This window comes from Sphingomonas sp. (assembly GCF_036269755.1).
GTDB lineage: Bacteria > Pseudomonadota > Alphaproteobacteria > Sphingomonadales > Sphingomonadaceae > Sphingomonas.
The window spans coordinates 50,052-74,762 of the sequence record NZ_DATBDV010000006.1 but is presented as its reverse complement, the minus strand read 5'-3'; the positions used below and the strand labels follow the sequence as shown (position 1 = coordinate 74,762).

The 24,711-nt window shown below is 66.1% G+C and carries 27 protein-coding genes and 1 pseudogene; 17 read left to right on the top strand and 11 right to left on the bottom strand.

Going from position 1 to position 24,711, the window contains the following annotated elements; translation table 11 throughout:
- Window positions 1–7 precede the first annotated feature (7 nt).
- From VH326_RS06345 to VH326_RS06335, 3 genes are read right to left on the bottom strand one after another with little or no spacing between them, the layout of a single operon-like run.
- Window positions 8–1,129, bottom strand: a complete 1,122-nt coding sequence (locus VH326_RS06345) for a glycosidase (protein WP_329630961.1) — start codon at window positions 1,127–1,129, stop codon at window positions 8–10.
- Window positions 1,126–1,914 carry an SDR family oxidoreductase gene (locus tag VH326_RS06340; RefSeq protein ID WP_329630960.1) on the bottom strand — a complete coding sequence of 263 codons (789 nt, stop codon included), beginning with the start codon at window positions 1,912–1,914 and terminating at the stop codon, window positions 1,126–1,128. The genes VH326_RS06345 and VH326_RS06340 overlap by 4 nt, the downstream gene beginning before the upstream one ends.
- 33 nt (window positions 1,915–1,947) lie before the next feature.
- Window positions 1,948–2,823, bottom strand: a complete 876-nt coding sequence (locus VH326_RS06335) for an alpha/beta hydrolase (protein ID WP_329630959.1) — start codon at window positions 2,821–2,823, stop codon at window positions 1,948–1,950.
- A 37-nt stretch (window positions 2,824–2,860) separates the two neighbouring features.
- On the opposite strand from VH326_RS06335, the gene VH326_RS06330 reads away from it, so the two are divergent.
- The 7 genes from VH326_RS06330 (at window position 2,861) to VH326_RS06300 (ending at window position 9,742) form a co-directional block, all read left to right on the top strand.
- Entirely contained in the window at window positions 2,861–4,243 is a 1,383-nt protein-coding gene (locus VH326_RS06330; protein WP_329630958.1) for a protein adenylyltransferase SelO family protein, read from the top strand.
- A gap of 11 nt (window positions 4,244–4,254) precedes the next feature.
- Window positions 4,255–5,676 (top strand): succinylglutamate-semialdehyde dehydrogenase, encoded by a 1,422-nt coding sequence (gene astD / locus VH326_RS06325; RefSeq protein ID WP_329630957.1) that lies wholly within the window; start codon window positions 4,255–4,257, stop codon window positions 5,674–5,676.
- A gap of 85 nt (window positions 5,677–5,761) precedes the next feature.
- On the top strand, window positions 5,762–6,553 hold the full coding sequence (cobA, locus tag VH326_RS06320) for a uroporphyrinogen-III C-methyltransferase (RefSeq protein WP_329630956.1): 792 nt from the start codon (window positions 5,762–5,764) through the stop codon (window positions 6,551–6,553).
- Window positions 6,550–6,846, top strand: a complete 297-nt coding sequence (locus tag VH326_RS06315) for a DUF2849 domain-containing protein (RefSeq protein ID WP_329630955.1) — start codon at window positions 6,550–6,552, stop codon at window positions 6,844–6,846. The genes cobA and VH326_RS06315 overlap by 4 nt, the downstream gene beginning before the upstream one ends.
- A gap of 92 nt (window positions 6,847–6,938) precedes the next feature.
- Window positions 6,939–8,573, top strand: coding sequence for a nitrite/sulfite reductase (locus tag VH326_RS06310; protein WP_329630954.1), 1,635 nt, complete (start codon window positions 6,939–6,941; stop codon window positions 8,571–8,573).
- The gene (locus VH326_RS06305) at window positions 8,566–8,991 is read left to right on the top strand and encodes a DUF934 domain-containing protein (protein ID WP_329630953.1); all 426 of its coding nucleotides are present in this window, start codon (window positions 8,566–8,568) and stop codon (window positions 8,989–8,991) included. Before VH326_RS06310 ends, VH326_RS06305 begins: the two co-directional genes overlap by 8 nt.
- On the top strand, window positions 8,984–9,742 hold the full coding sequence (locus VH326_RS06300) for a phosphoadenylyl-sulfate reductase (protein ID WP_329630952.1): 759 nt from the start codon (window positions 8,984–8,986) through the stop codon (window positions 9,740–9,742). The genes VH326_RS06305 and VH326_RS06300 overlap by 8 nt, the downstream gene beginning before the upstream one ends.
- Before the next feature lie 13 nt (window positions 9,743–9,755).
- On the opposite strand, the gene VH326_RS06295 is transcribed toward VH326_RS06300, so the two are convergent.
- On the bottom strand, window positions 9,756–11,264 hold the full coding sequence (locus VH326_RS06295) for a replicative DNA helicase (RefSeq protein WP_329630951.1): 1,509 nt from the start codon (window positions 11,262–11,264) through the stop codon (window positions 9,756–9,758).
- A gap of 74 nt (window positions 11,265–11,338) precedes the next feature.
- Between VH326_RS06295 and VH326_RS06290 the strand changes: the two genes are divergently transcribed.
- The 4 genes from VH326_RS06290 to dcd all read left to right on the top strand — a co-directional run bounded on the left by VH326_RS06290 (window position 11,339) and on the right by dcd (window position 13,561).
- Window positions 11,339–11,821 (top strand): UPF0262 family protein, encoded by a 483-nt coding sequence (locus VH326_RS06290; RefSeq protein ID WP_329630950.1) that lies wholly within the window; start codon window positions 11,339–11,341, stop codon window positions 11,819–11,821.
- Window positions 11,822–11,823: 2 nt separating this feature from the next.
- Window positions 11,824–12,495, top strand: coding sequence for a GH25 family lysozyme (locus tag VH326_RS06285; protein WP_329630949.1), 672 nt, complete (start codon window positions 11,824–11,826; stop codon window positions 12,493–12,495).
- Window positions 12,492–12,926 carry a cytidine deaminase gene (locus VH326_RS06280; RefSeq protein ID WP_329630948.1) on the top strand — a complete coding sequence of 145 codons (435 nt, stop codon included), beginning with the start codon at window positions 12,492–12,494 and terminating at the stop codon, window positions 12,924–12,926. Before VH326_RS06285 ends, VH326_RS06280 begins: the two co-directional genes overlap by 4 nt.
- Window positions 12,927–13,006: 80 nt before the next feature.
- Entirely contained in the window at window positions 13,007–13,561 is a 555-nt protein-coding gene (dcd, locus tag VH326_RS06275) for a dCTP deaminase (protein ID WP_329630947.1), read from the top strand.
- A 176-nt stretch (window positions 13,562–13,737) separates the two neighbouring features.
- On the opposite strand, the gene VH326_RS06270 is transcribed toward dcd, so the two are convergent.
- The gene (locus VH326_RS06270; RefSeq protein WP_414714253.1) at window positions 13,738–14,130 is read right to left on the bottom strand and encodes an ExbD/TolR family protein; all 393 of its coding nucleotides are present in this window, start codon (window positions 14,128–14,130) and stop codon (window positions 13,738–13,740) included.
- On the opposite strand from VH326_RS06270, the pseudogene VH326_RS16040 reads away from it, so the two are divergent.
- Window positions 14,130–14,183: pseudogene (locus VH326_RS16040) on the top strand (hypothetical protein); the annotation flags it as partial. The gene VH326_RS06270 and the pseudogene VH326_RS16040 sit on opposite strands and share 1 nt — an antisense overlap.
- Window positions 14,184–14,195: 12 nt before the next feature.
- On the opposite strand, the gene VH326_RS06265 reads toward VH326_RS16040, so the two are convergent.
- From VH326_RS06265 to VH326_RS06255, 3 genes are all read right to left on the bottom strand, one after another.
- Window positions 14,196–14,675: a biopolymer transporter ExbD gene (locus VH326_RS06265; protein WP_329630945.1), complete on the bottom strand. Its 480-nt coding sequence runs from the start codon at window positions 14,673–14,675 to the stop codon at window positions 14,196–14,198.
- 98 nt (window positions 14,676–14,773) lie between these two features.
- Window positions 14,774–15,577, bottom strand: coding sequence for a MotA/TolQ/ExbB proton channel family protein (locus VH326_RS06260; RefSeq protein WP_329630944.1), 804 nt, complete (start codon window positions 15,575–15,577; stop codon window positions 14,774–14,776).
- A 63-nt stretch (window positions 15,578–15,640) separates the two neighbouring features.
- Entirely contained in the window at window positions 15,641–16,309 is a 669-nt protein-coding gene (locus VH326_RS06255; RefSeq protein ID WP_329630943.1) for an energy transducer TonB, read from the bottom strand.
- Window positions 16,310–16,603: 294 nt separating this feature from the next.
- On the opposite strand from VH326_RS06255, the gene VH326_RS06250 reads away from it, so the two are divergent.
- Window positions 16,604–17,359, top strand: coding sequence for a hypothetical protein (locus VH326_RS06250; RefSeq protein WP_329630942.1), 756 nt, complete (start codon window positions 16,604–16,606; stop codon window positions 17,357–17,359).
- Here VH326_RS06250 and VH326_RS06245 read toward each other — a convergent pair.
- Entirely contained in the window at window positions 17,356–17,727 is a 372-nt protein-coding gene (locus VH326_RS06245) for a dihydroneopterin aldolase (RefSeq protein WP_329630941.1), read from the bottom strand. The genes VH326_RS06250 and VH326_RS06245 overlap by 4 nt on opposite strands.
- Before the next feature lie 111 nt (window positions 17,728–17,838).
- On the opposite strand from VH326_RS06245, the gene VH326_RS06240 reads away from it, so the two are divergent.
- Genes VH326_RS06240 through VH326_RS06225 form a run of 4 tightly spaced genes read left to right on the top strand, consistent with a single transcriptional unit; the run spans window position 17,839 to window position 20,710 of the window.
- Window positions 17,839–18,351 (top strand): N-acetyltransferase, encoded by a 513-nt coding sequence (locus VH326_RS06240; protein ID WP_329630940.1) that lies wholly within the window; start codon window positions 17,839–17,841, stop codon window positions 18,349–18,351.
- Between the two features lie 24 nt (window positions 18,352–18,375).
- Window positions 18,376–18,942 (top strand): DUF1285 domain-containing protein, encoded by a 567-nt coding sequence (locus VH326_RS06235; RefSeq protein WP_329630939.1) that lies wholly within the window; start codon window positions 18,376–18,378, stop codon window positions 18,940–18,942.
- Window positions 18,939–19,535 (top strand): CoA pyrophosphatase, encoded by a 597-nt coding sequence (locus VH326_RS06230; RefSeq protein WP_329630938.1) that lies wholly within the window; start codon window positions 18,939–18,941, stop codon window positions 19,533–19,535. Before VH326_RS06235 ends, VH326_RS06230 begins: the two co-directional genes overlap by 4 nt.
- Window positions 19,523–20,710, top strand: coding sequence for a CCA tRNA nucleotidyltransferase (locus tag VH326_RS06225; protein ID WP_329630937.1), 1,188 nt, complete (start codon window positions 19,523–19,525; stop codon window positions 20,708–20,710). The genes VH326_RS06230 and VH326_RS06225 overlap by 13 nt, the downstream gene beginning before the upstream one ends.
- Here VH326_RS06225 and VH326_RS06220 read toward each other — a convergent pair.
- Together VH326_RS06220 and parC are read right to left on the bottom strand one after the other, a co-directional pair.
- Window positions 20,680–22,401, bottom strand: coding sequence for a putative bifunctional diguanylate cyclase/phosphodiesterase (locus VH326_RS06220; RefSeq protein WP_329630936.1), 1,722 nt, complete (start codon window positions 22,399–22,401; stop codon window positions 20,680–20,682). The genes VH326_RS06225 and VH326_RS06220 overlap by 31 nt on opposite strands.
- Before the next feature lie 60 nt (window positions 22,402–22,461).
- Window positions 22,462–24,711 carry a DNA topoisomerase IV subunit A gene (gene parC, locus VH326_RS06215; RefSeq protein WP_329630935.1) on the bottom strand — a complete coding sequence of 750 codons (2,250 nt, stop codon included), beginning with the start codon at window positions 24,709–24,711 and terminating at the stop codon, window positions 22,462–22,464.

Genomic DNA, 24,711 nt, shown 5'->3' with positions numbered 1-24,711 from the left:
TGTTGGATCAAGCCAGCCCGAACGTGGCCTTCGGCACATGCGTGATCCGGCAGGCGAGATCGGCCTCGCCGCTCGCGACGACATAATGATCCCCCGCGTCTGCGATCCCGGTCGTGAACACGACATTGTCGAGGTACATCCGCTCGCGGAACGGCTCGGTCAGCTCGGGCGCGGGCTCGAGGAGCGGCTCGTGGCTGCCGCCCACCACCTTCGACGGATCGTTCGCGTCGAGCAGCGACCAATAGGTGCGGTAGACGCCGACCACGCCCGACGGCTCGACTCCATGCCACAGGGTCAGCCAACCCTTGTCGGTCAGCACCGGCGGCGTCCCGCCGCCCATCCGCGCCGTGGCGAGCGTCGCTGCGTGCGGCCGAATGCCCGGCTTGTCGTACGGTTTCCAGTGTAGCGCATCGGGCGAAGTCGCAAGGTTGATCGACGGCCCCGCGCGCCATTCGCTCCCCGGCGGATAAGCGAAATAGAGGTCGCCGAGCGGACGAGTCTGCGCCCAATATTTGCCGTCGATCTGCCCCTCGAAGATCAGCATGTCCTTGTTCTGGTGATCGAGCACGATCCCCTGGAGCTGCCAATCGCGCGCATCGTTCGAGGTATAGAGTGTGGTCGAATGCCGCTCCGGGCTGACCGAGCATGTGGTCATCAGCCACCGCTCGCCAGCCCGGCTGATCCGCGCATCCTCGACGCCATAGCATTGATACGGCGCGCGCGGCGCCACGGCACGGTCGTAATGGATGTTGACGACCGAACGGCCATCGGCGTCGAGCTCGACCGGGAGCAGCCACGACAGGCTGGTCAGCGCCATCACCTTCCACCCCCCGCCGCGCATCAGGAACTTGCGCGGATCGGCAGTGTCGACATGCTCGATCGGCCAGGGGTCGAGCACATAATCCCCGTCGTCCCACCGAATCGCGTGAATTTGCTGGTCGACGATCGGCCGGCGCAGCGCTTCGGCGATCCGCACCATCAGCAGCAGATTGTCGTTGGGCAACCGAGTCATGCCGGGGTTGAACGCGCCCAGGCAATAGGTCTGGGCATCGAGCCGCCCCGCGAGCGGCCCGCGCGACAGGTCGATATCGCCCGGCTGAAGGACCAGGGCGTCGAAGCCTTCGCTCATTCCTTGTCCTGCTCGCGCGGCGCCATGGTCAGTTGCTGCACCACCGCCCGGCGCGGCTGCGTCAGGATGAAGTGCACGCCGACGGCGATATCCTCGGCGCGCAGCATCGTTTCGGCGTGGATCATCTCGCGCTGTTTTTCAGCGGGGATGTCCGGATATTGGAAGTCGGCGCCGGTCTTGCCGGGCTCGACCAGCGCGACCCTGATGCCCTTTGGCCCCAATTCCTTGCGCAGCGCCTCAGCGAATCCGGCTACTCCCGCCTTCATGCCGGCGTAGACCGTCGATGCCGCAGTGAGCGTATGCGCCGACATCGATCCGATCAGCACGATGTCGCCCTGGTCCTCGAACGCCTCGGCCGCCGCGTGCGCGCTCAAAATATAGGCGGTGAAGTCGGTAGCAATCGCGTAGCGCAGATCCTCGGTGCTCATCTTGGTCAGCGCGTCGGCGGGAATCGCGGCGTTGATCACCGCGATGTCGAGTCCGCCCAGGAATTCGCGCGCCTTGTCGATGAATTTCTGGCTGTTGTCGGGCTCGGCGAGGTCGAGCGAGATGCCGTCGCCCTCACCCACTTCGCGGATTCGTTCGAGCGCGTCGTTCAGGTGATCGGCGTTGCGCCCGCATACGAAAACCTTGGCGCCCTCGCTCGCGAGCAGCACCGCGATCGCGCGCCCGATGCCGGTCGTCCCGCCGGTAATCGCGATTCGCTTGCCGTTGAGACTCGGCATCTCGGTGTGCGCGTCGGCAGTGTCTTTCCGATCGATCAGAGTGTCGGTGGCGTCGCTCATCGGGTCCTCCTCGGGTAGCGCCAAGGAGACGCGTCAGGCGGCGACGGGTTCCTTGGTGACCGTCGCGAGCAGGTGATCGATCGCCGCCGCCGCTTCCGGTTCGGACAAGGTCGGAGCGTGGCCGACATCCCGCACGGTCGCTAGCGCGGCTCTGTCGAGCCGCGCGAGCATGCGCTTCGCCGTTTCCGCCCCGAACACATCCGATCGTCCGCCGCGCACGATCAGCGTCGGCACCTTCTTGAGCGCGTCGAACACTGGCCAAAGATCGGCACCCGTCTCGTTGCCCGGCACGCGGAACGGCTCGGCGATCTTCATGTCGTAGTCGAGCACGATCCGGCCTGAACTGTTGAGGCGATAAAGCCGCTTCGCCATCGCGAGCCAATCCTCGACGCCGTAATTGGGGTAGACGTCTGCATTGCCCTCCTGCACCCCACGCGCGGCGTGCATCCAGGTCGGCCAGGTATTGGCCTTGCCCACATACGAACGGATACGGCCGAGCCCCGCCGGCTCGATTTCCGGCCCGACATCGTTGAGTAGCGCGCCCGCGAGCACGCCCGGGCGCGTCGCCGCGAGCAACATCGTCACGATGCCGCCGAGCGAGGTCCCGAACGAAACGATTCGCTCGCACCCCAACTGATCGATCAACAGCTCGATGTCGCGGACATAGGTCATCGGCATGTACGACATCGGGTCCTTGGCCGGCCCGCTCTCGCCACGGCCGCGAAAGTCGACCGTGATCACGCGCCATCCGCCGGCGAGCCGTTCGGCCAAATCCTCGTAATCGCGCGCGTTGCGGGTCAGGCCCGGCAGGCACAGGATCGGCGGACGGTCCTCGCGACCGGGATAGTCGCGATAGTGCAGCCGAACTTCGTCGTCGGACGTCCAATAGCGATTTTCGTACGGCTTCATGGTTGCGTCCCCGTGTCCGGCCCACCCATATCGCGGCATGCCCTCGCTGTCGCAAGCCTATCGCCCCGAAACCACCATCTTCGAATTGGGCGACGCGTTTTACGATCCGGTAACGGCCGCGGATTTCCCGGAGACGATCCTGCGCTTCCGCAACGACCGCGCGGCGGCCGAAGTCGGGCTAGACGGGCTAGTCGACGACGAATGGATCGCGCATTTCGGGCGGTTCCAGCCGCTGCCCGACACGCTGACGCAACCGCTCGCGCTGCGGTATCACGGGCATCAGTTCCGCGTGTACAACCCCGACATCGGCGACGGCCGCGGGTTCCTGTTCGCGCAAATGCGCGACGGTGCCGGACGGCTGATGGACCTCGGCACCAAGGGTTCGGGACAGACCCCGTACAGCCGGTTCGGCGACGGGCGGCTGACGCTCAAGGGTGGCGTTCGCGAGATCCTGGCGACCGAGATGCTCGAAGCGCTCGGCGTGCCGACCTCGCGCAGCTTTTCACTGATCGAGACCGGCGAAGCGCTCGAACGCGGCGACGAGCCGTCGCCTACTCGCTCGGCTGTGCTGGTTCGGCTCAGCCACAGCCATATCCGGATCGGCATGTTTCAGCGGCTTGCTTACTTCCGCGACGCCGAAAGCCTCACCAAGCTCACCGGCTACGTCCTGCGCAATCTTTACGGCGAACAGCCCGGCGACGATGCGCCAGCGCGGTTGCTCGACCTGGTGGTGGAGCGCACCGCAAAGCTCGCCGCCGCATACATGGCGGCCGGGTTCGTTCACGGCGTGCTCAATTCGGACAACATCAACGTCACGGGGGAGAGCTTCGATTACGGGCCATGGCGATTCAATCCGACGTGGGACCCGGCCTTTACCGCCGCCTATTTCGACCATCAGGGGCTGTACGCGTTCGGCCGGCAACCCGAAGCGGTCCATTGGGACGCGATGCAGCTCGCGGTATCGCTACGCGCGATCGCCGAGGCCGAGCCGCTGATCGCCATCCTCGACACCTTCGGCGAGCGCTACCAGGGCGCCGTCAGCGACGCGATCCTGTGGCGGCTGGGCCTGACGCCGCGCGACCCGTCGACCGACCGCCAGTTGGTGCAGACGATCGAGCCGGTGCTGCGCGGCACCGCGACGCCGATCGATCGCTTCTTCTTCGATGCGTTCGGCGGCGTGCTTCCCGACAGCTATGGCGAGGCATGGAGCGACGTTCGAGCCGCGCTCGCCGCCCACGCACCCCGCGCCGACCGCTCGCACCCATATTGGTCGGGCGAGCCCTGCTCGATGCTGATCGACGAGGTCGAGGCAATCTGGGCGGCGATCGCCGAGCGCAACGACTGGGCGCCGCTCCACGCCAAGGTCGACGCCGTTCGTCGGATGGGCGAAGCGCTGGCGAAGCGCCCGCCAAGCCGCTAGGAATCGCCCCCGTGTCCGCCGAGCTGATTTCCCACGAACCCGCAACCGGTGCCGAGCTGTGGCGCGGCGCGATCGGCGACGTCGATGCCGAAGTAGCGATGGCGCGCGCGAACTGGGCCGATTGGGCGGCCAAGCCGGTGACCTTCCGCATCGAAACGCTGCGCCGCTTCGCCAATGTTGTGCGCGCCAAGACCGACGCCTTTGCCGACCTGATCGCACGCGAGACCGGCAAGCCGTTGTGGGAAGCCAAGACCGAAGTGGCTTCGGTCATCGCCAAGGTCGACATTTCGGTCTCGGCTTATTCGGAACGCACCGGCCAGCGGCGCATGGAGGCCGAAGCCGGCGGGCGGATGGCGCTGCGCCACAAACCGCACGGCGTGCTCGCGGTGTTGGGACCGTACAATTTCCCCGCGCATCTGCCCAACGGGCACATCATTCCAGCGCTGCTCGCGGGCAATGCGGTGGTCTTCAAGCCGTCGGAAAAGGCTCCCGCTTCGGGCGCGTTTCTGATCGATTGCCTGCACGAGGCGGGGGTGCCCGAAGGCTGTGCGCGCATCGTCATCGGCGGGCCGGCCGAGGGCAAGGCCCTCGCCGGGCATCGCGACGTTGACGGGCTGTTGTTCACCGGATCGGCACATACGGGCCTCGCGCTCAACCGACAGTTCGCGGCGATGCCCGAGAAGATCCTCGCGCTCGAAATGGGCGGCAACAACCCGATCATCGTCTGGGACACGCCCGATCTCTACACCGCCGCGGTGCTGGTCGTGCAATCCGCCTTCACCAGCGCCGGCCAGCGTTGCACCGCGGCGCGGCGGCTGATCGTCGACGAAGCCTTGTACGAACCGCTGATCGGCGAGCTCGGCAAGATCGTCGATCGCCTGATCGTCGGCGCGCCGCACGACAATCCTGCGCCGTTCATGGGCCCGGTGATCGACAACGAGACCGCCGACCTGCTGACCGAAAGCTTCCTCGAGCTGATGATGCGCGGCGGCAAGCCGATCCGCCATTTGCAGCGCACCGACGACGCCAAACCGTTCCTGCGGCCGGGCATTCTCGACGTGACGGGGATGAACGACCGGCCCGACATCGAATTGTTCGGTCCGATCCTCCAGGTCGTTCGCGCGCTCGATTTCGACGAGGCGATCGCGGAGGCGAACAACACGCGCTACGGCCTGTCGGCGAGCCTGATCAGCCAGACGCCCGATCTCTACAACCGCTTTTGGGCGAATGCCCGCGCCGGCATCGTCAACTGGAACAAGCCGACCAATGGCGCGAGTTCGGGCGCACCGTTCGGGGGGATCGGCTGGTCGGGCAATCACCGGCCGAGCGCCTATTACGCCGCCGATTACTGCGCGTATCCGGTAGTGTCGAACGAAGCCGACGCGGCGCGAGCGTCGATCGGCGTGGGCTTGCGCGAGTACGAGCCCGAATAGCGACGACGCGGGAAAGCTGCGCTTCGCTGAGGCCAACCAACCCTCGTTTGCCGATCCGATCCGACGCGGCCATCTCCACCGCATCATGGCAACGCTTCTCGATCCGCAGGCGCGCGGGCGCGTCATCCTGGTTGGCGCCGGTCCCGGCGATCCCGGCCTCCTCACCGTTCGCGCCGTCGAGGCGCTCAGAGCGGCCGACGTCGTCGTCCATGACGGGCTCATCGACCGCCGAGTGCTCGACCTCGCGCCGGCGGACGCGCACCGCATTTCGGTCGCCAAGAAACGCGACCGCCATACGCTGCCGCAGGACGCGATCAACGCGCTGATCGTCGCACATGTGAAAGCCGGCGCGATCGTCGTGCGGCTGAAGGGTGGCGACCCGTTCATCTTCGGGCGCGGCGGCGAAGAGGTCGAAGCGGTACGCGCTGCGGGGTTGCCGATCGAGGTGATCCCCGGCGTGTCGGCGGCGCTCGGATGCGCGGCGGAGGCTATGCTCCCCCTCACGCACCGCGATCATTCGAGCGCCGTCAGTTTCGTCGCCGGCCAATGCAAGGGATTGAGCGACCAGAATTGGTCGGGCCTCGCCGGCAAGGGGCGCACGCTCGTCATCTATATGGGCGTCGCGACCGCAGCCGATATCGCCGACAAGCTGATCGCTGACGGTGTCGCGCCCGACATGCCCGTTGCGGTGCTCGAAAAAGGCACGCTTGAGGGCCATCGCGCGATCAAGACGCTGCTGGCCGATCTCGGCCCGATGGTCGAGCGCGAGAAGGTCGAGAGCCCAGCGATCATCGTCGTCGGCGAAGTGGTCGAGCTCAGCGATGCCGAGGACAAGCTCATGCGCTGGGCGCGAGTCGCAGAGGCAGCGGCGGCATGAAGATCCTGACCGGCAACGATCTCCCCACGGGCGACGTGATCTGGTGGACCGGCAGCGGCTGGTCGCGCCATATCCAGGACGCCGTTGACGTCGGCGATAAGGGCGAAGCGATCCTTCACGCCGAGGATGGCGCGTGCCGAGTGAATGGCGGCACGATCATCGACGCGACCGAGACGCCCGAAGGGCCTCGCCCCGCGCACATCAAGGACCGCATCCGCGCGCTCGGCCCGACGGTGCGCCCCGATTTGACGCTGCGGCCGAGCGATCCCAGCGCGGGGAGTTGGGTGATATGAACCCCTTCCGCCGCCCCGGCGCAGGCCGGGGCCGCCGCGTCGTCACTACGCAGCCAGCGGCCCCGGCCTGCGCCGGGGCGACGAGGTAACCCATGTACCGATACGACAAATACGACCAGACGATCGTCGACGCCCGCGTCGAGGAATTCCGCGACCAGGCGCGCCGTCGCCTTGCCGGGCAGCTGACCGACGATCAGTTCAAGCCGCTACGGCTCAAGAACGGCCTCTACCTCCAGCTCCACGCGTACATGCTGCGCGTCGCGATCCCCTATGGCACGCTCGACAGCCGCCAGATGCGGATGCTGGGGCACATCGCGCGCAAGTATGATCGGGGTTACGGCCATTTCACCACCCGCCAGAACATCCAGTACAATTGGATCAAGCTTGAGGAGGCCACCGACATCCTGGCCGAGTTGGCGACGGTCGAGATGCACGCGATACAGACCAGCGGCGAGAGCATCCGCAACCTGTCGTCGGACCAATATGCCGGCGCTGCGGCGGACGAAGTGTGCGACCCGCGCCCGTGGGCCGAGCTGATCCGTCAGGCGACGACGTTCCACCCGGAGTTCAGCTATTTGCCGCGCAAGTTCAAGATCGCGGTGACCGCCGCCGACGAGGACCGCGCGGCGATCCGGCTGCACGATATCGGCCTCAAGCTCGTCAGGGACGATGCCGGTGAGACCGGTTTCGAAGTCTACATCGGCGGCGGCATGGGCCGTACGCCATTTGTCGCGCCGCTGATCCGTCCGTTCCTGCCGGCGGATCACCTGTTCAGCTACATCGAAGCCGCATTGCGCGTCTGGAACATGGGTGGGCGCCGCGACAACATCCACAAGCAGCGCATCAAGATCCTCGTCCACGAGCTCGGCCAGGAGGAGTTTACGCGCCGGGTCGAAGCCGAGTGGCAACAGATCCTGAAAAATGGCTCCGACGTGCCGCGCGAGGAATTCGAGCGCATCGCCGGCTGTTTCGCGCCGCCGCCATTCGAGACCGGGCTTTCGGACGAGGTCGACCGCAGCGACCCCGATTTTGCGTTCTGGCTCGACCAGAACGTCAAGCCGCACAAGGCACCGGGCTACGCGATCGTCAACATCAGCTTGAAGCCGATCGGCGGCATCCCCGGCGACGCCAGCGCCGAGCAGATCGAGCTGATGGCCGACCTCGCCGAGCGCTACAGCTTCGACGAGCTCCGTGTCACGCACGCGCAAAACATCGTCCTGCCGCATGTGCGCAAGGCCGATCTTTACGCGCTGTGGCAGACGCTCGACGCAAACGGCCTCGCCACCGCCAATCTCGACCTGATCAGCGACATCATCGCCTGCCCGGGGCTCGATTATTGCAGCCTCGCCAACGCGCGTTCGATCCCGGTCGCGCAAAAGATCGCGACTCGCTTCGCCGATCTCGGGCGGCAGCGCGAGCTCGGCGAATTGAAGCTCAAGATTTCGGGCTGCATCAACGCCTGCGGGCACCATCATGCCGGGCATATCGGCATCCTCGGCGTCGATAGGAAAGGCACCGAGAACTACCAGCTGCTGCTCGGCGGATCGGGGGCGGAGGATGCGAGCCTCGGCAAGATCACCGGCCCCGGCTTCAACGAGGACGGTGTGGTCGATGCGGTCGAGCGCGTCACCGACAAATATCTCGCGCTGCGCGAGGACGGCGAGCGCTTCCTCGACACCTATCGGCGCGTCGGGGTCGATCCGTTCAAGGAGGCGATCTATGGGTGATCCGCTTCGTTTCCGTGACGACGATCCCGCGCAAGAGCCTGCAGTCACGCTCGACGCGTTCCTCGACCAGCCGGAAGCGACCGCGGTGCGCCTCGAAGCGGGAGAGGACGCCCGCGCGCTGATCCCGCATCTGGCGCAGCTCGCGTTGATCGAAATCGACTTTCCGCGTTTTCGCGATGGCCGCGGCTATTCGTCGGCGCGGATTTTGCGCGAAGCGGGTTTCGCGGGTGAGTTGCGCGCCACCGGCGATGTGCTGGTCGACCAGATCGACCATATGCGCCGTTGCGGTTTCGACGGATTCGCGCCTTACGCGCCGATCGACCCCGTCGTGATCGAGGCGAGCCTCAACCGCTACGACTATCGCTATCAGCCAGCCGCCGACGGCGCGGTGCCGGTGTGGAAGCTCCGCCATGGGTGAAGCGCTGCGCAAGATCGATGTGATCGACACCGCGCCCGCCTTCGCTCAGGCCGACGCCGGCGCGCTCAACGCGCGATTCGCGGGCACGGACACGCTGGAGATGCTGGAGACGCTGTTCGCCGAAGGCGCGCTCGGCAACACCGCGGTGGTATCGTCGTTCGGAACCGAGAGCGCGGTGCTGCTCCACCTCGTCGCGCGCGCCAATCCGGCGACCCCGGTGGTGTTCGTCGACACGCTCCGCATGTTTCCCGAAACGCTCGCCTATCGCGACACGCTGCTCGCGGAATTCGGGCTGCGCGACAGCCGGACGATCACACCGGACCCGGCCATGCTCGCCGCGAAGGACGCGCAAGCATTGCGCTGGTCGTACGACCCGGACGGCTGCTGCGCGATCCGCAAGGTCGAGCCGCTCGCCCGCGCCAAGGCTGGGCTCGACAGCTGGATTTCGGGGCGCAAGGCGTTCCAGTCGCAGACTCGGCAGAACATCGCCCGGTTCGAGATCGAGGACGGCCGGTTGAAGGTCAATCCGCTCGGCGACTGGGTGAAGGCTGACCTCGACGCCTATTTCGCCGCCTACGCCCTTCCCCGCCATCCGCTCGAGGCGGAGGGTTATGCCTCGATCGGCTGCCAGCCCTGCACGTCGAAGGTCCAGCCCGGCGAAGATCCCCGCGCGGGCCGGTGGCGGGGCTGGGACAAGACCGAATGCGGCATCCACGTCCCCGGAAAGCCGGGCGAGGAGCCGGCGTTCTAACCCCGTATGAGGCCTATTCGTAGGACGGCGCGGCGTAATCGCCGGCATAGTCGCTGAACAAGGTGAAACGCGGCTCGAACTTGAGGATGACCTTGCCGGTCGATCCGTGGCGCTGCTTGGCGACGATCAGCTCGGCTAGCCCGTTGACGCGCTCCATGTCCTGGCCCCATTTCGCATAGTCTTCGAACACTTTCACGTCGTCGCCCTCGACCGGGTGCTTGGGCTCTTTGGCCGCCACGTAATAATCCTCGCGATAGACGAACAGCACGACGTCAGCGTCCTGCTCGATCGACCCCGATTCGCGCAGGTCGGATAGCTGAGGACGCTTGTCCTCGCGCTGCTCGACCGCGCGGCTGAGCTGCGACAGCGCGAGCACCGGGACGTTCAAGTCCTTGGCCAATGTCTTGAGGCCGCGGCTGATCTCGGAGATTTCCTGCACGCGGTTGTCGTTCGAACTCCGCCCGCTGCCCTGGAGCAGCTGGAGGTAGTCCACGACCACCATGCCGATGCCCTGCGCGCCGTGCCGCCGCTGCAACCGCCGCATGCGCGTGTGGAGCTGGCCGATCGTCAGCCCGGCGGTATCGTCGATCACGAACGGCAGATTCTGCAGCTCGCCCGAGGTCACCACCAGCCGGTCCATCTCGGCCTGGCTGATCTTGCCCATGCGCAAGTCCTGACTGCTGATCCGCGATTGTTCGGCCAACACGCGAGTCGCGAGCTGATCGGCCGACATTTCGAGGCTGAAGAACGCGACCTTGGCGCCGATGCGTTGCTTGGGGTCTATCCCGTCTTGCTCATCCTGCATGAATCGCTGCGCCGCGTTGAACGCGATGTTGGTGGCGAGCGACGTCTTGCCCATGCCGGGTCGCCCGGCGAGGATGATCAGGTCGGATTTGTGGAACCCGCCCATCTTGGCATTGACCGAGCTGAGCCCTGTCGTGACCCCCGAAACGCCGCCGCCCGAATTGAGCGCGCGGTCGGCCATCTGGATTGCCGCGGTGCTGGCCTGCGCGAAGGTCTTGATCGACGATTCGCTGCCGCCGTCCGCCGCGACCTTGAACAATTCCTCTTCCGCCGCCTCGATCTGACCGCGCGGATTGACCTCCTTCGAGGTATCCATCGCCTTGTCGACCAGCCCGCGCCCGACTTCGATCAGCGTCCGTAGCATCGCGAGGTCGTAGATCTGCTGCGCGAATTGCTTGGCGCCAATCAGCCCCGCGCCCGACCCGGTCAGCCGCGCAAGATAGCCCGCACCGCCAAGCTCCTTGATCGCGGGATCGGCCTCGAACATTGGGCGGAGCGTGACCGGTGTCGCGGTCATGTCGTGCTCGCGCAAGCTCTTGATCGCGACGAAAATCCGCCCGTGCAGCGGCTCGAAGAAATGGTCCTGCGTCAACTTGTCGGTGTCGTCGGCGATGCGATTGTCGATCATCATCGCGCCGAGCAAAGCCGCCTCGGCCTCCACGTTCTGCGGCAGCGTCGGGGGTTCGGTCGGGGTCAGAGAGTGAATCGCGGTGGCCATACTCGCCTTCTACGCCGCGCCCAACGCCGCTGCCACTGTGGATAAAGCTTTTCGATGGGGATAAGCGCGGAACCGTGGCCGACCATCGCATCAAGCAGATCACGCTCGACGAACGGACCATCATGTGGCGCAACGCCGATGTCGAGCAGGAACGCCGGATCGCGATCTTCGACCTGATCGAACAAAACAGCTTCCGCCCGCACCGTGAATATCCCGATGGCTATGCCGGACCGTATTTGCTCGACATCGCGGTCGAGGAAGGCCGACTGGTGCTGGCGCTGGCGCGCGAAGACGGATCGCCGCTCGAAACGCTGATCCTGTCGCTCGGGACGCTGCGGCGCCCGATCCGAGACTATTTCGCGATCTGCGACAGCTATTACGATGCCATCCGCAACGCGACGCCCGCGCAAATCGAGACGGTGGACATGGCGCGGCGCGGCATCCACAACGACGCGGCCAATCTCCTGAAGGAGCGCCTTGGGGGAAAGATCGATGTGGACTTCGACACCGCGCGGCGGCTGTTCACGCTGATCTGCGTGCTGCACATCCGGGGCTGACGATGCGGCGGCGCAGATGGTGGGGCGTGCTCGCGGCGATCGCGGCGGTGTTCGCGCTGGCGCTCTATGTGTTCGCGATCCACTGGCGCCCCTCGACCGAGACCTACGATATGCAAGGCGTCGACGTATCGGCGGCCAACGGCGCGGTCGACTGGGTAGCGGTCAAGGCGGCGGGCGCCGCTTTCGGCTATGTCGCGGCGACATCGGGCAATGATCGCGATGCGGCGTTCGAGGACAATTGGCGCGGCGCAGCAAGCGCCAGGCTTCGTCGCGGGGCGATCCACATTTGGTCGCTGTGCGCGCCCGCAACCGACCAGGCCAATAATTTCAACACGACGGCGCCGCAAAGCGACGACTCGCTGCCGCCGGCGCTGTCGCTCGACTTCGTCGCGGGCTGCGACGCGCGGCCCGAACGCGCGGCGGTCCTCGCCGAACTTGCGCGGTTCATCGCGATGGTCGAGGCGCACAGCCGGCGTCCGGTCCTGCTGCTGGTATCGCGCGCATTCGAAGCGCGATATCGCGTCACCGCCGCGATCGACCGTCCGGTGTGGAGCGCGCAAAACTTCTTCGCGCCCGATTACGCCGCGCGGCCATGGCGGATGTGGCGCGCAAGCGATATGCGGCGGATCGACGGCGTCGATGGTCCGATCAATTGGGATGTGGTGGCGAAATGAGCGAAAGCGAACGATTGATCGCGGCGGCGCGGCAAGCTGCGGCGAACGCCTATGCGCCCTATTCAGGCTTTTCGGTCGGCGCCGCGTTGCTGATGACCGATGGGACCGTCATCACTGGCGCGAATTTTGAAAATGCCAGCTACGGCCTGACGCTCTGCGCCGAGACCGTCGCGACTGCGGCCGCGAGCACCGCGGGTCGCCTCAAGGATATCGTCGCGGTCGGCATCGTCGGCGGGATGACCGGCGAGGACGGCGCCGAGCCAGTGCTCCCCTGCGGCCGCTGCCGGCAAGTCCTCAACGAGGCCGCGCAACTCGGCAAGCGCGACCTCACCATCTATTGCTCGGGGCTGACCGGCGGTCCGGTCGAGCAATATCGGCTGTCGGAACTGCTCCCGCACGCCTTCGGACCGGCGAGCCTCGGTCTGGTCTAACGGCCATCCACAACTTTCGCGCTCGCGTGCCTTGCCGGTGGCACGCCCGCCCGACATTTGAGGGGGTGAAGGGGAGCCGCATGTCCATCCTGTCCGACCGCTGGATTCGCGAACAAGCGACGGAACACGGCATGATCGATCCGTTCGTCGAGGCGCAGCGGCGCGAAGGCTGCATCAGCTACGGCTTGTCCTCGTACGGCTATGACGCGCGCGTTGCCGACGAGTTCAAGATCTTCACCAATATCGACAGCGCGGTGGTCGACCCCAAGGATTTCTCCGCGACGAGCTTCGTCGACCGCAAGACCGATTGCTGCATCATCCCGCCCAACAGCTTCGCGCTGGCGCGGACGGTGGAGTATTTCCGCGTGCCGCGCGACGTGCTGGTGATCTGCCTTGGCAAGTCGACCTATGCGCGATGCGGAATCATCGTCAACGTGACTCCGCTCGAGCCCGAATGGGAGGGGCATGTCACGCTCGAATTCTCGAACACCACGCCGCTGCCGGCCAAGATCTACGCCAACGAAGGCGCGTGCCAGTTCCTGTTCCTGCAAGGCAACGAGCCGTGCGAGACGAGCTATGCCGACCGCGCCGGCAAATATATGGGCCAGCGCGGGGTGACGCTGCCGAAGCTGTAAGCTCAGCCCACCGCTCACCGCCACGGCCCACCGCCATTGCGAGCGTAGCGAAGCAATCCAGCGTGGCGCTCGACGCGGGATTGCTTCGCTGCGCTCGCAATGGCGATAAAACGTAGCATCGCACGAAAAAGGGCGGCCGCTCGCGCGACCGCCCCTCTTTGTCACCTGTGCCGACGTCAGAAGTCGTTGGCGTAATATTCGTTGCCGATGAAGCCGAGCTTGGTGATGCCCGAGCGCTTGATCACCGCGAGCACGTCGTCGACCTTCTCGTACCGCGCATCCGGCGACGGCTGAAAATGCAGTTCGGGTTCGGGATCGAGGCTCTTGGTTGCTTCCAGAAACTGCGCAAGCTGCTCGTCGTTGATCGGCGTGCCGTTCCACGTCATCGTATCGTTGGCGAAGATGATGATCTTGTTCTTCTGCGGTTCGACCGGCGGCGGTGTGGGATTCTTGGAATTGACCGGAAGATCCACCTTCACCGCGTGAGTCTGGACCGGGATGGTGATGATGAACAGGATGAGGAGCACCAACAAGACGTCGATCATCGGCGTCATGTTCATGTCCATCATCGGCGCGCCATCATCCTTGCCGCCACTCATTGCCATACTTCAAAACTCCGTAAAATCGCTCGCGGTCAGGACGTCGGTCCGCCTGTGGGCTCCGGCTGCGAGATGAAGCCGACTTTGATGAACCCGGCGCTCTGCATCGTGTAGATCGCCGCGCCGATGCAACGGTAGGGGACATCGACGTCGCCGCGGATATGTACTTCCGGAATCTTTTCCGGATCGATCGGACCTTCCGCCTCCAGCCGCTTGATATCGGCGTCCATCTTCTTCTTGGCCGTGTCGTACAGCTCCTGATGGCCCATTCGAGCCATGTTCCAATAGACGGCGCAGTTGCCCTGATCGTCCCTGGTAATCGACAGCGAGACGTTCTCCGGCTTGGTCGTCGTCGGATCGAACCGCACGTCCGGCAGCTTCAGCTTGATGTTCTGAACCACCACCGGAACGGTGATCAGGAAGATGATGAGGAGCACCAGCATCACGTCGACCAGCGGCGTGGTGTTGATGTCCGACATCGGGGTATCGGAGGAGCCTCCAGTGCTCACAGCCATCGAGCTATCCTATCCTTATTCGGTCGCCCCGCATGAACCGGCGGGGTGAAGCGGCGGAACGAGAAACACCCCATTCCGCCGCAATGTTGCCTTCCGGCTTACTGCTTGACCTGGACGCCACCGGTCTGTCCGGCCGTGGTACTCGTAGCGGTCGTCGTCGCCGGCTTGGCCGTCGGAGCGCCCGCCTTGCGAGCGGCAGCGGTCGGCTTCACCGCGCCATTCGAGGCCAAGTACCCCAGCACGTCGTTCGAGAACGAGTTGAGGTCCTCCGAAATCGCCTTGTTGCGGCGCTGCAGCCAGTTGTACGCGAGCACGGCGGGAACCGCGGTGACCAGACCGAACGCGGTCATGATCAGCGCCTCACCGACCGGACCGGCGACCTTGTCGATCGACGCCTGGCCAGCCTGTCCGATGTTGATCAGCGCCCGATAGATGCCGAGCACCGTACCGAACAGACCGATGAACGGCGCCGTCGCGCCGACCGTCGCGAGGAACGCCAGGCCACCGTTGAGCTGCGAGTTGATCACGTCCTCCGAGCGGCGCAGCGAACCGTGCAGCCAGTCGTGCGCTTCGACCGGGTCGGTCAGGCGGCTGTGCTGATCCTGCGCGGCAAGGCCGTCGTCGACCAGCTGCTTGTATGCCGAGTTCTTCTCGAGCTTGGCAGCGGCTTCGCGCAGCGAGTTCGAGTTCCAGAAGCTGGCGCGAACGCGGCGGCCCTGGTTCATGATCTTCTGCTGCTCGAACCACTTGGTGAACAGGATGTAGAGCGAGAAGAACAGCATGATCGTCAGGATGATGGCGACGCTCCACGAAATGAAACCGCCCTGTTGGAGAGCGTTCATCACGCCGAACTGTTCGGCAGCGCCACCCGAGGCGCCGGAATTAAGGATGGAGATGCTCATTCGATGCTTCCTCTTTGGATCGTCGTGTAAAAAACATTGTGGGCGCCAGTACGACGGCGCCGGTCACTCGTCCTTCAACACCCAGCGCGTACTGAGCGTGTAGGAATAAGGCTGCGCATTGCCGTCGGCATCCTTTTGGATATTCCACCGGCCACGACGCGTTGCGAGACGGCACGTCGTGTCATCGAGATCCTGGTTCCCACTCGATGCGCTGACCCGGCACCCCGCGGGCCTGCCGCTTGCGTCGATGCTCATCACGACTGCAACGCGGCCCGACGCTCCAGCGCGCTTCGCGCCTGGCGGGAAGTCCTCGTCGGTGAACCAGCTACCCGGATTGCCCTTCGGACCGCCCTTGACGGCCGCCGGCCTCGGCGCCGGTGGGGGTGCCGGCGGCGCTGGTGGCGCAGGTGGCGCCGGCGGCGCCATCGTCGGCGGCATCGGCGGCTGCGGCGGGAAGGTCACCGGTGACGGGATCGGCGAATTGAACACCGGCGGCGCGGTCGGCGGCGGCGGCAGGTTCGGCTGATCCGGCGGCGGCGGCGGCGGCTTGTCGGGCGGCGGCGGCGGCGGCGGCGGGGCGACGTCGAATGTATTCAGTTTCTCGGAGATCTTCTTGGCGACGCTCGACGCCAAGCCCGTCACGAATGCGTAGCCGAATGCCGCGACGATTATCGAACAGATGATAATCGCTACGATGCGGCTGCCACTTTGATCACGATCAGCGTATGCCATTCAGCAACTCAACTCCTTCATCCCAACCACGGTCGACCGCCCTTTGGCGGTTCGGTTAACGAACCTTCGGCTGCGCCAGATCGGACAGAGCGCGAGTCTCTATCTTCACCGCAGGACCGACGCAAACGCTTTGTCGGAGGCATCGAACGTACAATCGCAGCATGTCACAAATATTTCTGTTTGGGACTAGCCCGATCGGTTAACCCATGGTGCATGCCTTGTGTTCCAAAGGCGCGTTTGCTCGCGCTCGCCCTCTTCCCGATCGTACTGCCCCCGTGCGCCGTTGCCGCCCCCGTGACCGTCGCTGCGCCAGCGCCGGCTTATCCCTATGCCGACATCGCGGACCTGTCGATCGAGGCGCCGATGGTGATCGATGCGACCGTTCGCGACGTCGCCCGAATCAAGGGCGCGGAGGCCGCCGGCGTCGCCCCTGGGCATGTCCGTCTATACGTCACCGTCGATATGGTCGCACTGATTCGCGGGCCTGGCGCGGTGCCGCCGCGGATCGGCTATCTCTATGACACGGCGCTGGATTCGGACGGCGACGTGCCCCGGCTGAAGAAGCAGCGGGTGTTGCTGTTCGCGCGCTCAGTCGCCGGTTCGGCGGATCAGGTCCAGCTGATTTCGAACCGCGCGCAACTGCTGTGGAGCGCATCCACCGAAGCCACCGCGCGGCGAATCGCGACCGATCTCGCCGCTGCCAATGCGCCTCCCGCGATCACCGGAATCGCCAATGCGTTCCATGCCGCGGGCGCGCTTCCGGGCGAAGGCGAGACGCAGATATTTCTCAAGACCACCGGCCATCCGATCTCGCTCAGCGTCATCCGCAAACAGAACGCGACGCCGGTCTGGACCGTGTCGCTGAGCGAGGTGGTCGAGGATGCGCTGCCGCCGCCGCAGCGCGACACCTTTCTGTGGTATCGTCTCGCCTGCGGGCTGCCCGCGGCGATTCCCGGCGATCTTCTCGCCGGTCTCGACTCGGCCGATTCGGCCGCGGTGCGCGACGACTATGCCGTGGTTCAGAGGAGTTTGGGCGCCTGCCGCGGCTAACGGCGGTGACGAACCAGCGTGATGCCGATCGATTCGCCGGCCTCCGCGATCGCGAGCTTGACGATCTTCACTTCGACTCGAGCGACTCGCTTGTCCTGCAAGATCAGCGTTTCGCAGATATGGTCGGCGACAGCTTCGACCAGCTTGAAGTGCACGCCCGGCGGCAGCGCGGTCGTCGCGGCGTGTTTGAGGTCGAGATAGTTCTTCGATTCGCTCAACGGCGATTCGGGGTCGAACCGGGCCGGCAGGTCGAGGTCGACCGTGATCGATATCCGCAGCGGCTGCGGCAGGTGCGTTTCCTCGGAATAGATGCCGGTCAGCACCATCACGTCGAGATCGTGCACATGGAGTTGCAGGCGGTCGGTCATCGCGGCGCGCCCTGCCCGTCTCCGCCCCGGCGATCAACCCCGCGCGCTTGTATTCGCGGGCGAGAGCGTTAAAGCGCCGCGCCCTTCGCCCCGCGCCGACAAGGAACCGAAGTGCTGGAATTCGTCCCGATCACAGCCGTCGTTCCCGCCGCCGTCGAGGCGCTGCTGGACCGCGCGTTCGGCCGCAACCGGCATAGCAAGACCGCGTACCGGCTGCGCGAGGGTGTGGGCGCGATAGCGCATCTGAGTTTCGCAGCGGTCGAGGGGGGCGAGCTGATCGGCACGATCCAGTGCTGGCCCGTCGAGATCGCGGGCGACGACGGCGAGACCGCGCCGATGGTGATGGTCGGCCCGGTCGCGGTCGATCCCGAACGGCAACGCGCCGGGCTCGGTAAGCAACTGATGCACCGCGCGCTTGATGCAGCGCATGCTTCGGGCGAGGATCGCGCGATCATGCTGGTCGGCGATCCCGAATATTACGAGCGTTTCTTCGGCTTCACGGCCGAACGAACCGCTCGCTGGCGGCTTCCCGGTCCGGTCGAACCGCGCCGGCTGCTCGCGCGCGGTTCGGCCGTCCCCGCGATCGCCGGGATGCTGGGCCCTCGCGTCACGGTTGCGGCTTAGCCCCCCCTGCCCTAGCCACGCTCCATGCCGATGGAGCCGCCCCCCGACCTCGCCAGCCTGTCGCTCGCCGACGTCGCGCGACTGGCCGCGGAGAAGCGCCTGCCGCCGGTCGACAAGTGGAACCCCACGCACTGCGGCAATAGCGACATGCGGATCGCGCGCGACGGCACCTGGTTTCACATGGGTTCGCCGATCGGCCGGCAAGAGATGGTGCGGCTGTTCTCGACCATCCTGCGCCGCGACGCAGACGGCGGCTATGTGCTGGTGACGCCGGTCGAGAAGCTCGACATCGCGGTGGAGGATGCGCCGTTCGTCGCAGTCGAGATGAAGGCCGAAGGCGAAGGGCGCGAATCTCGGCTGGCGTTTCGGCTCAACACCGGGGAGCTGGTGAGCGCGGACGCCGAGCACCGCTTGCGCTTTGAACTAAGCGAGGATGGCCCTCGCCCGTACCTGCATGTTCGCGGCAGGCTCGAAGCGCTGGTCGCGCGCAGTGTCTATTACGAGATTGCGGAGCGGGCGCTTGCGCGCGACGACGACCCGACCGGCGTGTGGAGCAACGGCGCCTTTTTCGCGCTCGAGCCGGGCGCATGACGCTCGCCGAGCGGCTGCGCGCCGCGCTCACGGCGGACGATCACACGCCGATACTGCTCGCCGGGGACCAGCGGATCCCGCCGTTCGACGCGGGCGATCCCGCGGCCGCGGCCGTGCTGGTCGCGATCACCGACCGTCCCGAGCCGGGGGTGATCCTCACCCAGCGCACCGAGACGTTGCGCCGTCACGCCGGGCAAGTCGCGTTTCCCGGGGGGCGAATCGATCCCGAGGATGTCGATGCCGCCGCTGCGGCCTTGCGCGAAGCCGAAGAGGAAATCGCGCTGCCCCGAGACGCCGTCGAAGTGATCGGACCCGCGGACCTGTACCTCACCGTCACCGGCTTTTCGGTGACCCCGGTGATCGGCGTGATCGCCCCCGACCTCGATTATCGTCCCAACGAGGCTGAGGTCGCCGACGTGTTCGAGGTGCCGCTGGCCTTTGTGTTCGACCCCGCCAACCAGGTCGAGACGCAGGCCGAATGGCAGGGACGCACGCGGACCTATTACGAGATCAACTGGCGCGACCGCCGCATCTGGGGCGCGACCGCAGCGATGATCGTCAATCTGTCGCGGCGGCTGCGATGGGTGGCATGACCCTGCCGCCCGCCGCGTGGCGCGACCGCCCGGGGCTGGCCCGGCTGATCGCCGCGCTCGGCCCCGGGACCGCGCGCATCGTCGGCGGCGCAGTGCGCGATACATTGCTCGGGCTACCAACCGCCGACATCGACCTCGCGACGATCCATGCGCCTGACGAGGTGATTCGGTTGCTCGAAGCGGTGCAGATCAAGACGGTGCCGACGGGGATTCAGCACGGCACGATCACCGCGGTGTCGGACGAGGAGGTGTACGAGGTCACGACGCTGCGGCGAGACGTCGACACCGACGGCCGCCACGCGACGGTCGCGTTCACCGACGATTGGCGCGAGGACGCGGCGCGGCGCGATTTCACGTTCAACGCGCTCTATGCCGATCCCGAAAGCGGCGAGATATTCGATTATTTCAACGGTATCGCCGATCTGGAGGCACGGCACGTGCGCTTCATCGGCAATCCGCTGGTGCGTATCGCCGAGGATCATTTGCGTATCCTGCGCTTCTTTCGCTTTCTCGCGCGGTTCGGCGATACGCCCGATCCGGCGGGGCTCGCCGCCTGCACCGATCGCGCCAACGATTTGATGGCGCTGTCGCGCGAGCGGATCGCCAACGAGCTGTTGCGCCTGCTGGTCGCGCCGCGCGCGCCTGAAGTGGTCGAACTGATGATCGACCGTGGCATCCTTGCGCCCGTTCTGCCCGAGATTGCCGATGCGCTGCGGCTCGCGGCGCTGGCCCGCGCGGAAGCCGAGGCTGGCGTCGTGCCCGACCCGATCCGCCGGCTCGCCGCGCTGCTGCCGCCCGATCCGGCGGCCGCGGCCAATGTCGGCGCGCGGCTCAAGCTGTCCAACCTCCAGCGCCGCCGTCTCGAAAGCGCGATGCTCCCCGCCGATTCGGCGCCGCGCGCGCTCGCTTATCGTATCGGCGTGGATTTCGCGGTCGATCGCCTGCTGCTGGCGGGCGAAAGCACCGCCGATCTTGACGGTTGGACGCCGCCGCGCTTGCCGCTGTCGGGCGGTCAGCTGGTCGCGAAAGGGCTCACCGCCGGCCCCGACGTCGCGCGAACGCTACGCCGAATCGAGGATCGCTGGATCGCCGAAGGTTTTCCCGATGCCGCGCGTGTCGCCGCGATCGCCGACGACGAAGTCGCTCAGCTGTTGGACGCCATCAGGAAATCGTAGGCCGCGTCGGCTTCGAGCGGCTTGGCATAGACATACCCCTGACCATAGGTGCAGCCGAGCGCCGCGAGCGTCTGCGCGAGTTCGTTGGTCTCGATTCCTTCGGCGGTGGTATCCATTCCCAGTGCCTGCGCGAGGCTGAGGATCGCGCGCACGATCGCGATCTTGTCGCGGTCGGCGAGCATACCGGTGACGAAGCTGCGGTCGATCTTGAGGACATCGATCGGCAGCTTCTGGAGGTAGGCCAGGTTCGAATAGCCCGTCCCGAAATCGTCCATCGCCAGCGTCGTGCCTAGCTGCTTGAGCGCATGCATCATGTCCGACACGCGCGCGGGATCGGCGATCAGCGCGCTTTCGGTCAGCTCGAGCGTGAAGCGGCTGCCGGCGAGCTGGTGCGCCGTCAGCGCCGATTCGACCGCGGGCGCGATGTCGTCGCGGTGCAGCTGGATCGCCGACAGATTGACCGCGAACCGCACCCCGCATCCCCCGCCCGCGCGCACGTCCCACGCGCGTAGCGTCCGCGCGGCCTCGTCGAGCGCCCAGCGCCCGAGCGGCACGATCAGCCCCGATTCTTCGGCGACCGGTATGAATTCGGTGGGCGAATATTCCTGACCGCTCTCGCTGGTCCAGCGCGCGAGCGATTCGAACGATACGATCCGGCCGCTCGCCAGATCGCAGATAGGCTGGAAACTCAGCCGCAACGCCCCGTTCTCGATCGCGCGGCGAAGCTCGGTCTCGATCCCGAACTGAGTCCGCGCCGCGTCGAACGCGCGCGTCTGGTAGTGTTCGGCGTGGCCCGACGTCTTCGAACGCTTCACCGCAAACTGCGCGTGGCGGATCAAGTCCTCGGGATCTTCGACGTCGTCCGACCCGAACGCGATGCCGATCGAGCAAGCGACTCGGATCTCGAAATCGGACAGGCGAAACGGCGTCGCCAGCGCCTGTTCAATGCGGTGCGCGACCTGGTCGGCCTCGGCGCCGCTTTGCTCGAGCGTCAGCAGGATGCCGAACTCGTCACCGCCGGTGCGCGCCAGCACGTCGACCGCACGGAGCGCGCCCTTCAGCCGCCGCGCGACGGTGATCAGCAATTCGTCGCCGGCCATCGAACCGAGGCACGCATTGACTCGGCTGAAGCGGTCGAGATCGACGATCAGCACGGCGTAGCGCGCGGTATCCTCACCCGCCGCAATCCGTTCCTCCAGCCGTTCGCTGAAGGCGGCGCGATTGGGCAGCCCGGTCAGGCTGTCAGTCATCATTTCGCGCCGCAAGTTGCGCTCGGTGCGAAGCTCGCCGGTGTGATCGGTCAAGGTGACGAAGCAGTGGCTCGATTGCGCGGAGCGGCGCGCGGCCATCACGCGGAAATACCGGCAATCGACCGCGGCGCCATATTCCCAGGAAAACTCCTCGCGCTCCTTGTCGCTCGCAAGGAATGCGGCGATGCGCTCGCCGAGCTGTTCGACCATCGGCGAACCGTCGCCGTCTGCCCCCAGCCCGGCCTGGCGGAAGGCGCTGTTGGCGGCCGCGATGACGACGCCGCCATCGCCCGGGCCGACCAGTGCGAGCGCCACCGGGATCAGCTCGATCGACGCAGCCACGTTGGCGATTTGCTGCGGCTCAAGCACGGCCGGCACCGCGTCGGGCAAAGCGACCGCGGCGGCGCGAGCGGTCTTCGCGCGGGAAAAGCCAAGTGACATTGCCGACCCGCCTAATCGGCATTGGTTAAGGTGCTCTGAAGCTTGACCTAAACCAGGGTATCAGAATCGATTGTCGCGCGGGAACCCGGTCGGCGGCATCCGGCCTGCGGCACCGCGCGCGGTGCGCCATGGCTGGAGGTCGGTTTCGGTCCGCGTCCGTCCGCTCTCGCCGCCCATTGCCCAGCTCAGACCTTCGGCGAACTTGAAGGTCGTCGCATCGGCCAGCCCACCGTCGCGATAGCGCTGGAGCTGGACGCCCTGCCCCTTGGCGAGCTCGGCGACCTCGGCCAGCGGGAAGACCAGCATCTTGCGATTGTCGCCGATCGCCGCGACGTAATCGTCGTCGGGCGCGATCGGCCTGACCAGCTTGAGCTTGGCCCCCGCGCGCGGACTGACCACGCCTTTGCCCTTGCGCGTCTCCGCCACGGCGTCCGCCGCCTTGAGCACGAAGCCTCGCCCGTCCGACGCGGCCACGAGCAATCTTTCGGATCGACCGGCGGGAAACAGCGCGACGATCCCGACCGCGCCGTCGAGATCGATCATCAGCCGCACCGGCTCGCCGAACCCGCGCCCGCCGGGCAAGCGGTCGGAGGCCAAGGTGTAGAACCTGCCGTTCTCCGCGGCGAGGAGCAGCTTGTCGGTGGTCTGCGCGTGGAAGGCAAGGAACGCGCCGTCGCCTTCCTTGAACTTCATCGCGTCGGCACTCGCGAGCTCGACATGCCCCTTCATCGCGCGAATCCAGCCGCGTTGCGAGAGGATCACGGTGATCGGCTCGCGGTCGATCATCGCTTCCAAGGGGATTTCGCGCGCGGGCGCAGCTTCCTCGATCGTCGTGCGGCGCTTGCCGAGCGCCGTTTCCGGACCGTAGCGCTCGCGTATCTTGCCGAGGTCGCGCTTCAGCCGCGTGCGCTGCCGCGCGTCGCTCGACAGCAGCAACTCAAGTTCGCCCTGTTCCTTCTCCAGCCCGTCGCGCTCCTTGCGGATTTCTATTTCCTCGAGCCGCCGCAAGCTGCGCAAGCGCATGTTGAGGATCGCTTCGGCCTGGCGATCGGTCAGGCCGAACTCCGCCATCATCACTGGCTTGGGCTCGTCCTCGGTACGGATGATCTCGATTACTCGGTCGAGGTTGAGGAATGCGATCAGATACCCACCGAGCAGTTCGAGCCGGTCGGCGATCTTGTCGAGCCGATGCCGCGAACGGCGGCGCAAAACGACGAACTGGTGATCGACCCAGGCGGCGAGCGCTTCCTTGAGGCTCATCACCCGCGGCGTGCGCGTCGCGTCGAGAACGTTGAGGTTGAGGGGAATGCGCGTTTCGAGATCGGACAGCCGAAACAGGCTCTCCATCAGCGTGTCGGAATCGACCGTGCGGCTGCGCGGTTCGAGGACGATGCGCAAATCCTCGGCCGACTCGTCGCGCACGTCGCCGAGGATCGGCAGCTTCTTGTCGTTGATCAGGTCGGCGATGTTCTCGATCAGCTTGCCCTTGGACACGCCATAGGGGATTTCGGCCACGACCAGATGCCAGCCGCCGCCCTTTTCATTGACTCGCTCGATCCTGGCGCGCGTCCGGAACGAGCCGCGCCCGGTCGCGTAACATTCGGCGATCGCCGCCGGACTGTCGACGACCAAGCCACCGGTCGGGAAGTCCGGCCCCTTGACGTAATCGAGCACGTTCGCCTGCGCGTTGTCGATCAGCGCGACGGCCGCGTCGAGCAATTCCGCGGCATTGTGCGGCGGGATGCTCGTCGCCATCCCGACCGCGATCCCGGCGGCGCCGTTGGCGAGCAGATTGGGGAACAGCCCCGGCATCAGCTCGGGCTCGTGATCCTCGTTATTGTAGGTCGGGCGGAACCCGACCGCGTCCTCGTCGAGCCCGTTCATCAGGTCGATCGCGACCTGGGTCAGCCGCGCTTCGGTATAACGGTACGCGGCGGCGTTATCGCCATCGATATTCCCGAAATTGCCCTGCCCGTCGACCAGCGGGTAGCGCAGCGAGAAATCCTGCGCGAGCCGGACCATGGCGTCGTAGACCGACTGGTCGCCGTGCGGATGATACTTGCCGATCACGTCGCCGACGACGCGCGCCGATTTCTTGTACGCGCCCGCCGGATCCATCCGCAGCAACCGCATCGCCCACAGCAGCCGGCGGTGCACCGGCTTGAGCCCGTCGCGGACGTCGGGCAACGACCGCGCGGTGATCGTCGACAGCGCGTAGACGAGATAGCGTTCGGAAAGCGCGCTATCGAACGGAGCGTCCAGCACGGCGATTGGGGGATTGTCGGGAAGGTCGGTAATCTCTGAAGCCAT

Excerpts from the sequence above, each read along its gene's own strand:
- VH326_RS06330 (WP_329630958.1), top strand. The coding sequence starts at position 2,861 with ATGCCCTCGCTGTCGCAAGCCTATCGCCCCGAAACCACCATCTTCGAA.
- VH326_RS06220 (WP_329630936.1), bottom strand. The coding sequence starts at position 22,401 with ATGTCACTTGGCTTTTCCCGCGCGAAGACCGCTCGCGCCGCCGCGGTC.
- VH326_RS06260 (WP_329630944.1), bottom strand. The coding sequence starts at position 15,577 with ATGAGCATCTCCATCCTTAATTCCGGCGCCTCGGGTGGCGCTGCCGAA.
- VH326_RS06295 (WP_329630951.1), bottom strand. The coding sequence starts at position 11,264 with ATGGCCACCGCGATTCACTCTCTGACCCCGACCGAACCCCCGACGCTG.
- VH326_RS06310 (WP_329630954.1), top strand. The coding sequence starts at position 6,939 with ATGTACCGATACGACAAATACGACCAGACGATCGTCGACGCCCGCGTC.
- parC (WP_329630935.1), bottom strand. The coding sequence starts at position 24,711 with ATGGCTTCAGAGATTACCGACCTTCCCGACAATCCCCCAATCGCCGTG.
- VH326_RS06235 (WP_329630939.1), top strand. The coding sequence starts at position 18,376 with ATGCCGATGGAGCCGCCCCCCGACCTCGCCAGCCTGTCGCTCGCCGAC.
- VH326_RS06315 (WP_329630955.1), top strand. The coding sequence starts at position 6,550 with ATGAAGATCCTGACCGGCAACGATCTCCCCACGGGCGACGTGATCTGG.
- VH326_RS06300 (WP_329630952.1), top strand. The coding sequence starts at position 8,984 with ATGGGTGAAGCGCTGCGCAAGATCGATGTGATCGACACCGCGCCCGCC.
- VH326_RS06305 (WP_329630953.1), top strand. The coding sequence starts at position 8,566 with ATGGGTGATCCGCTTCGTTTCCGTGACGACGATCCCGCGCAAGAGCCT.
- VH326_RS06255 (WP_329630943.1), bottom strand. The coding sequence starts at position 16,309 with ATGGCATACGCTGATCGTGATCAAAGTGGCAGCCGCATCGTAGCGATT.
- cobA (WP_329630956.1), top strand. The coding sequence starts at position 5,762 with ATGGCAACGCTTCTCGATCCGCAGGCGCGCGGGCGCGTCATCCTGGTT.
- VH326_RS06265 (WP_329630945.1), bottom strand. The coding sequence starts at position 14,675 with ATGGCTGTGAGCACTGGAGGCTCCTCCGATACCCCGATGTCGGACATC.
- VH326_RS06270 (WP_414714253.1), bottom strand. The coding sequence starts at position 14,130 with ATGATGGACATGAACATGACGCCGATGATCGACGTCTTGTTGGTGCTC.
- VH326_RS06245 (WP_329630941.1), bottom strand. The coding sequence starts at position 17,727 with ATGACCGACCGCCTGCAACTCCATGTGCACGATCTCGACGTGATGGTG.
- VH326_RS06335 (WP_329630959.1), bottom strand. The coding sequence starts at position 2,823 with ATGAAGCCGTACGAAAATCGCTATTGGACGTCCGACGACGAAGTTCGG.
- VH326_RS06345 (WP_329630961.1), bottom strand. The coding sequence starts at position 1,129 with ATGAGCGAAGGCTTCGACGCCCTGGTCCTTCAGCCGGGCGATATCGAC.
- VH326_RS06285 (WP_329630949.1), top strand. The coding sequence starts at position 11,824 with ATGCGGCGGCGCAGATGGTGGGGCGTGCTCGCGGCGATCGCGGCGGTG.
- VH326_RS06225 (WP_329630937.1), top strand. The coding sequence starts at position 19,523 with ATGGGTGGCATGACCCTGCCGCCCGCCGCGTGGCGCGACCGCCCGGGG.
- VH326_RS06230 (WP_329630938.1), top strand. The coding sequence starts at position 18,939 with ATGACGCTCGCCGAGCGGCTGCGCGCCGCGCTCACGGCGGACGATCAC.
- VH326_RS06280 (WP_329630948.1), top strand. The coding sequence starts at position 12,492 with ATGAGCGAAAGCGAACGATTGATCGCGGCGGCGCGGCAAGCTGCGGCG.
- dcd (WP_329630947.1), top strand. The coding sequence starts at position 13,007 with ATGTCCATCCTGTCCGACCGCTGGATTCGCGAACAAGCGACGGAACAC.
- VH326_RS06340 (WP_329630960.1), bottom strand. The coding sequence starts at position 1,914 with ATGAGCGACGCCACCGACACTCTGATCGATCGGAAAGACACTGCCGAC.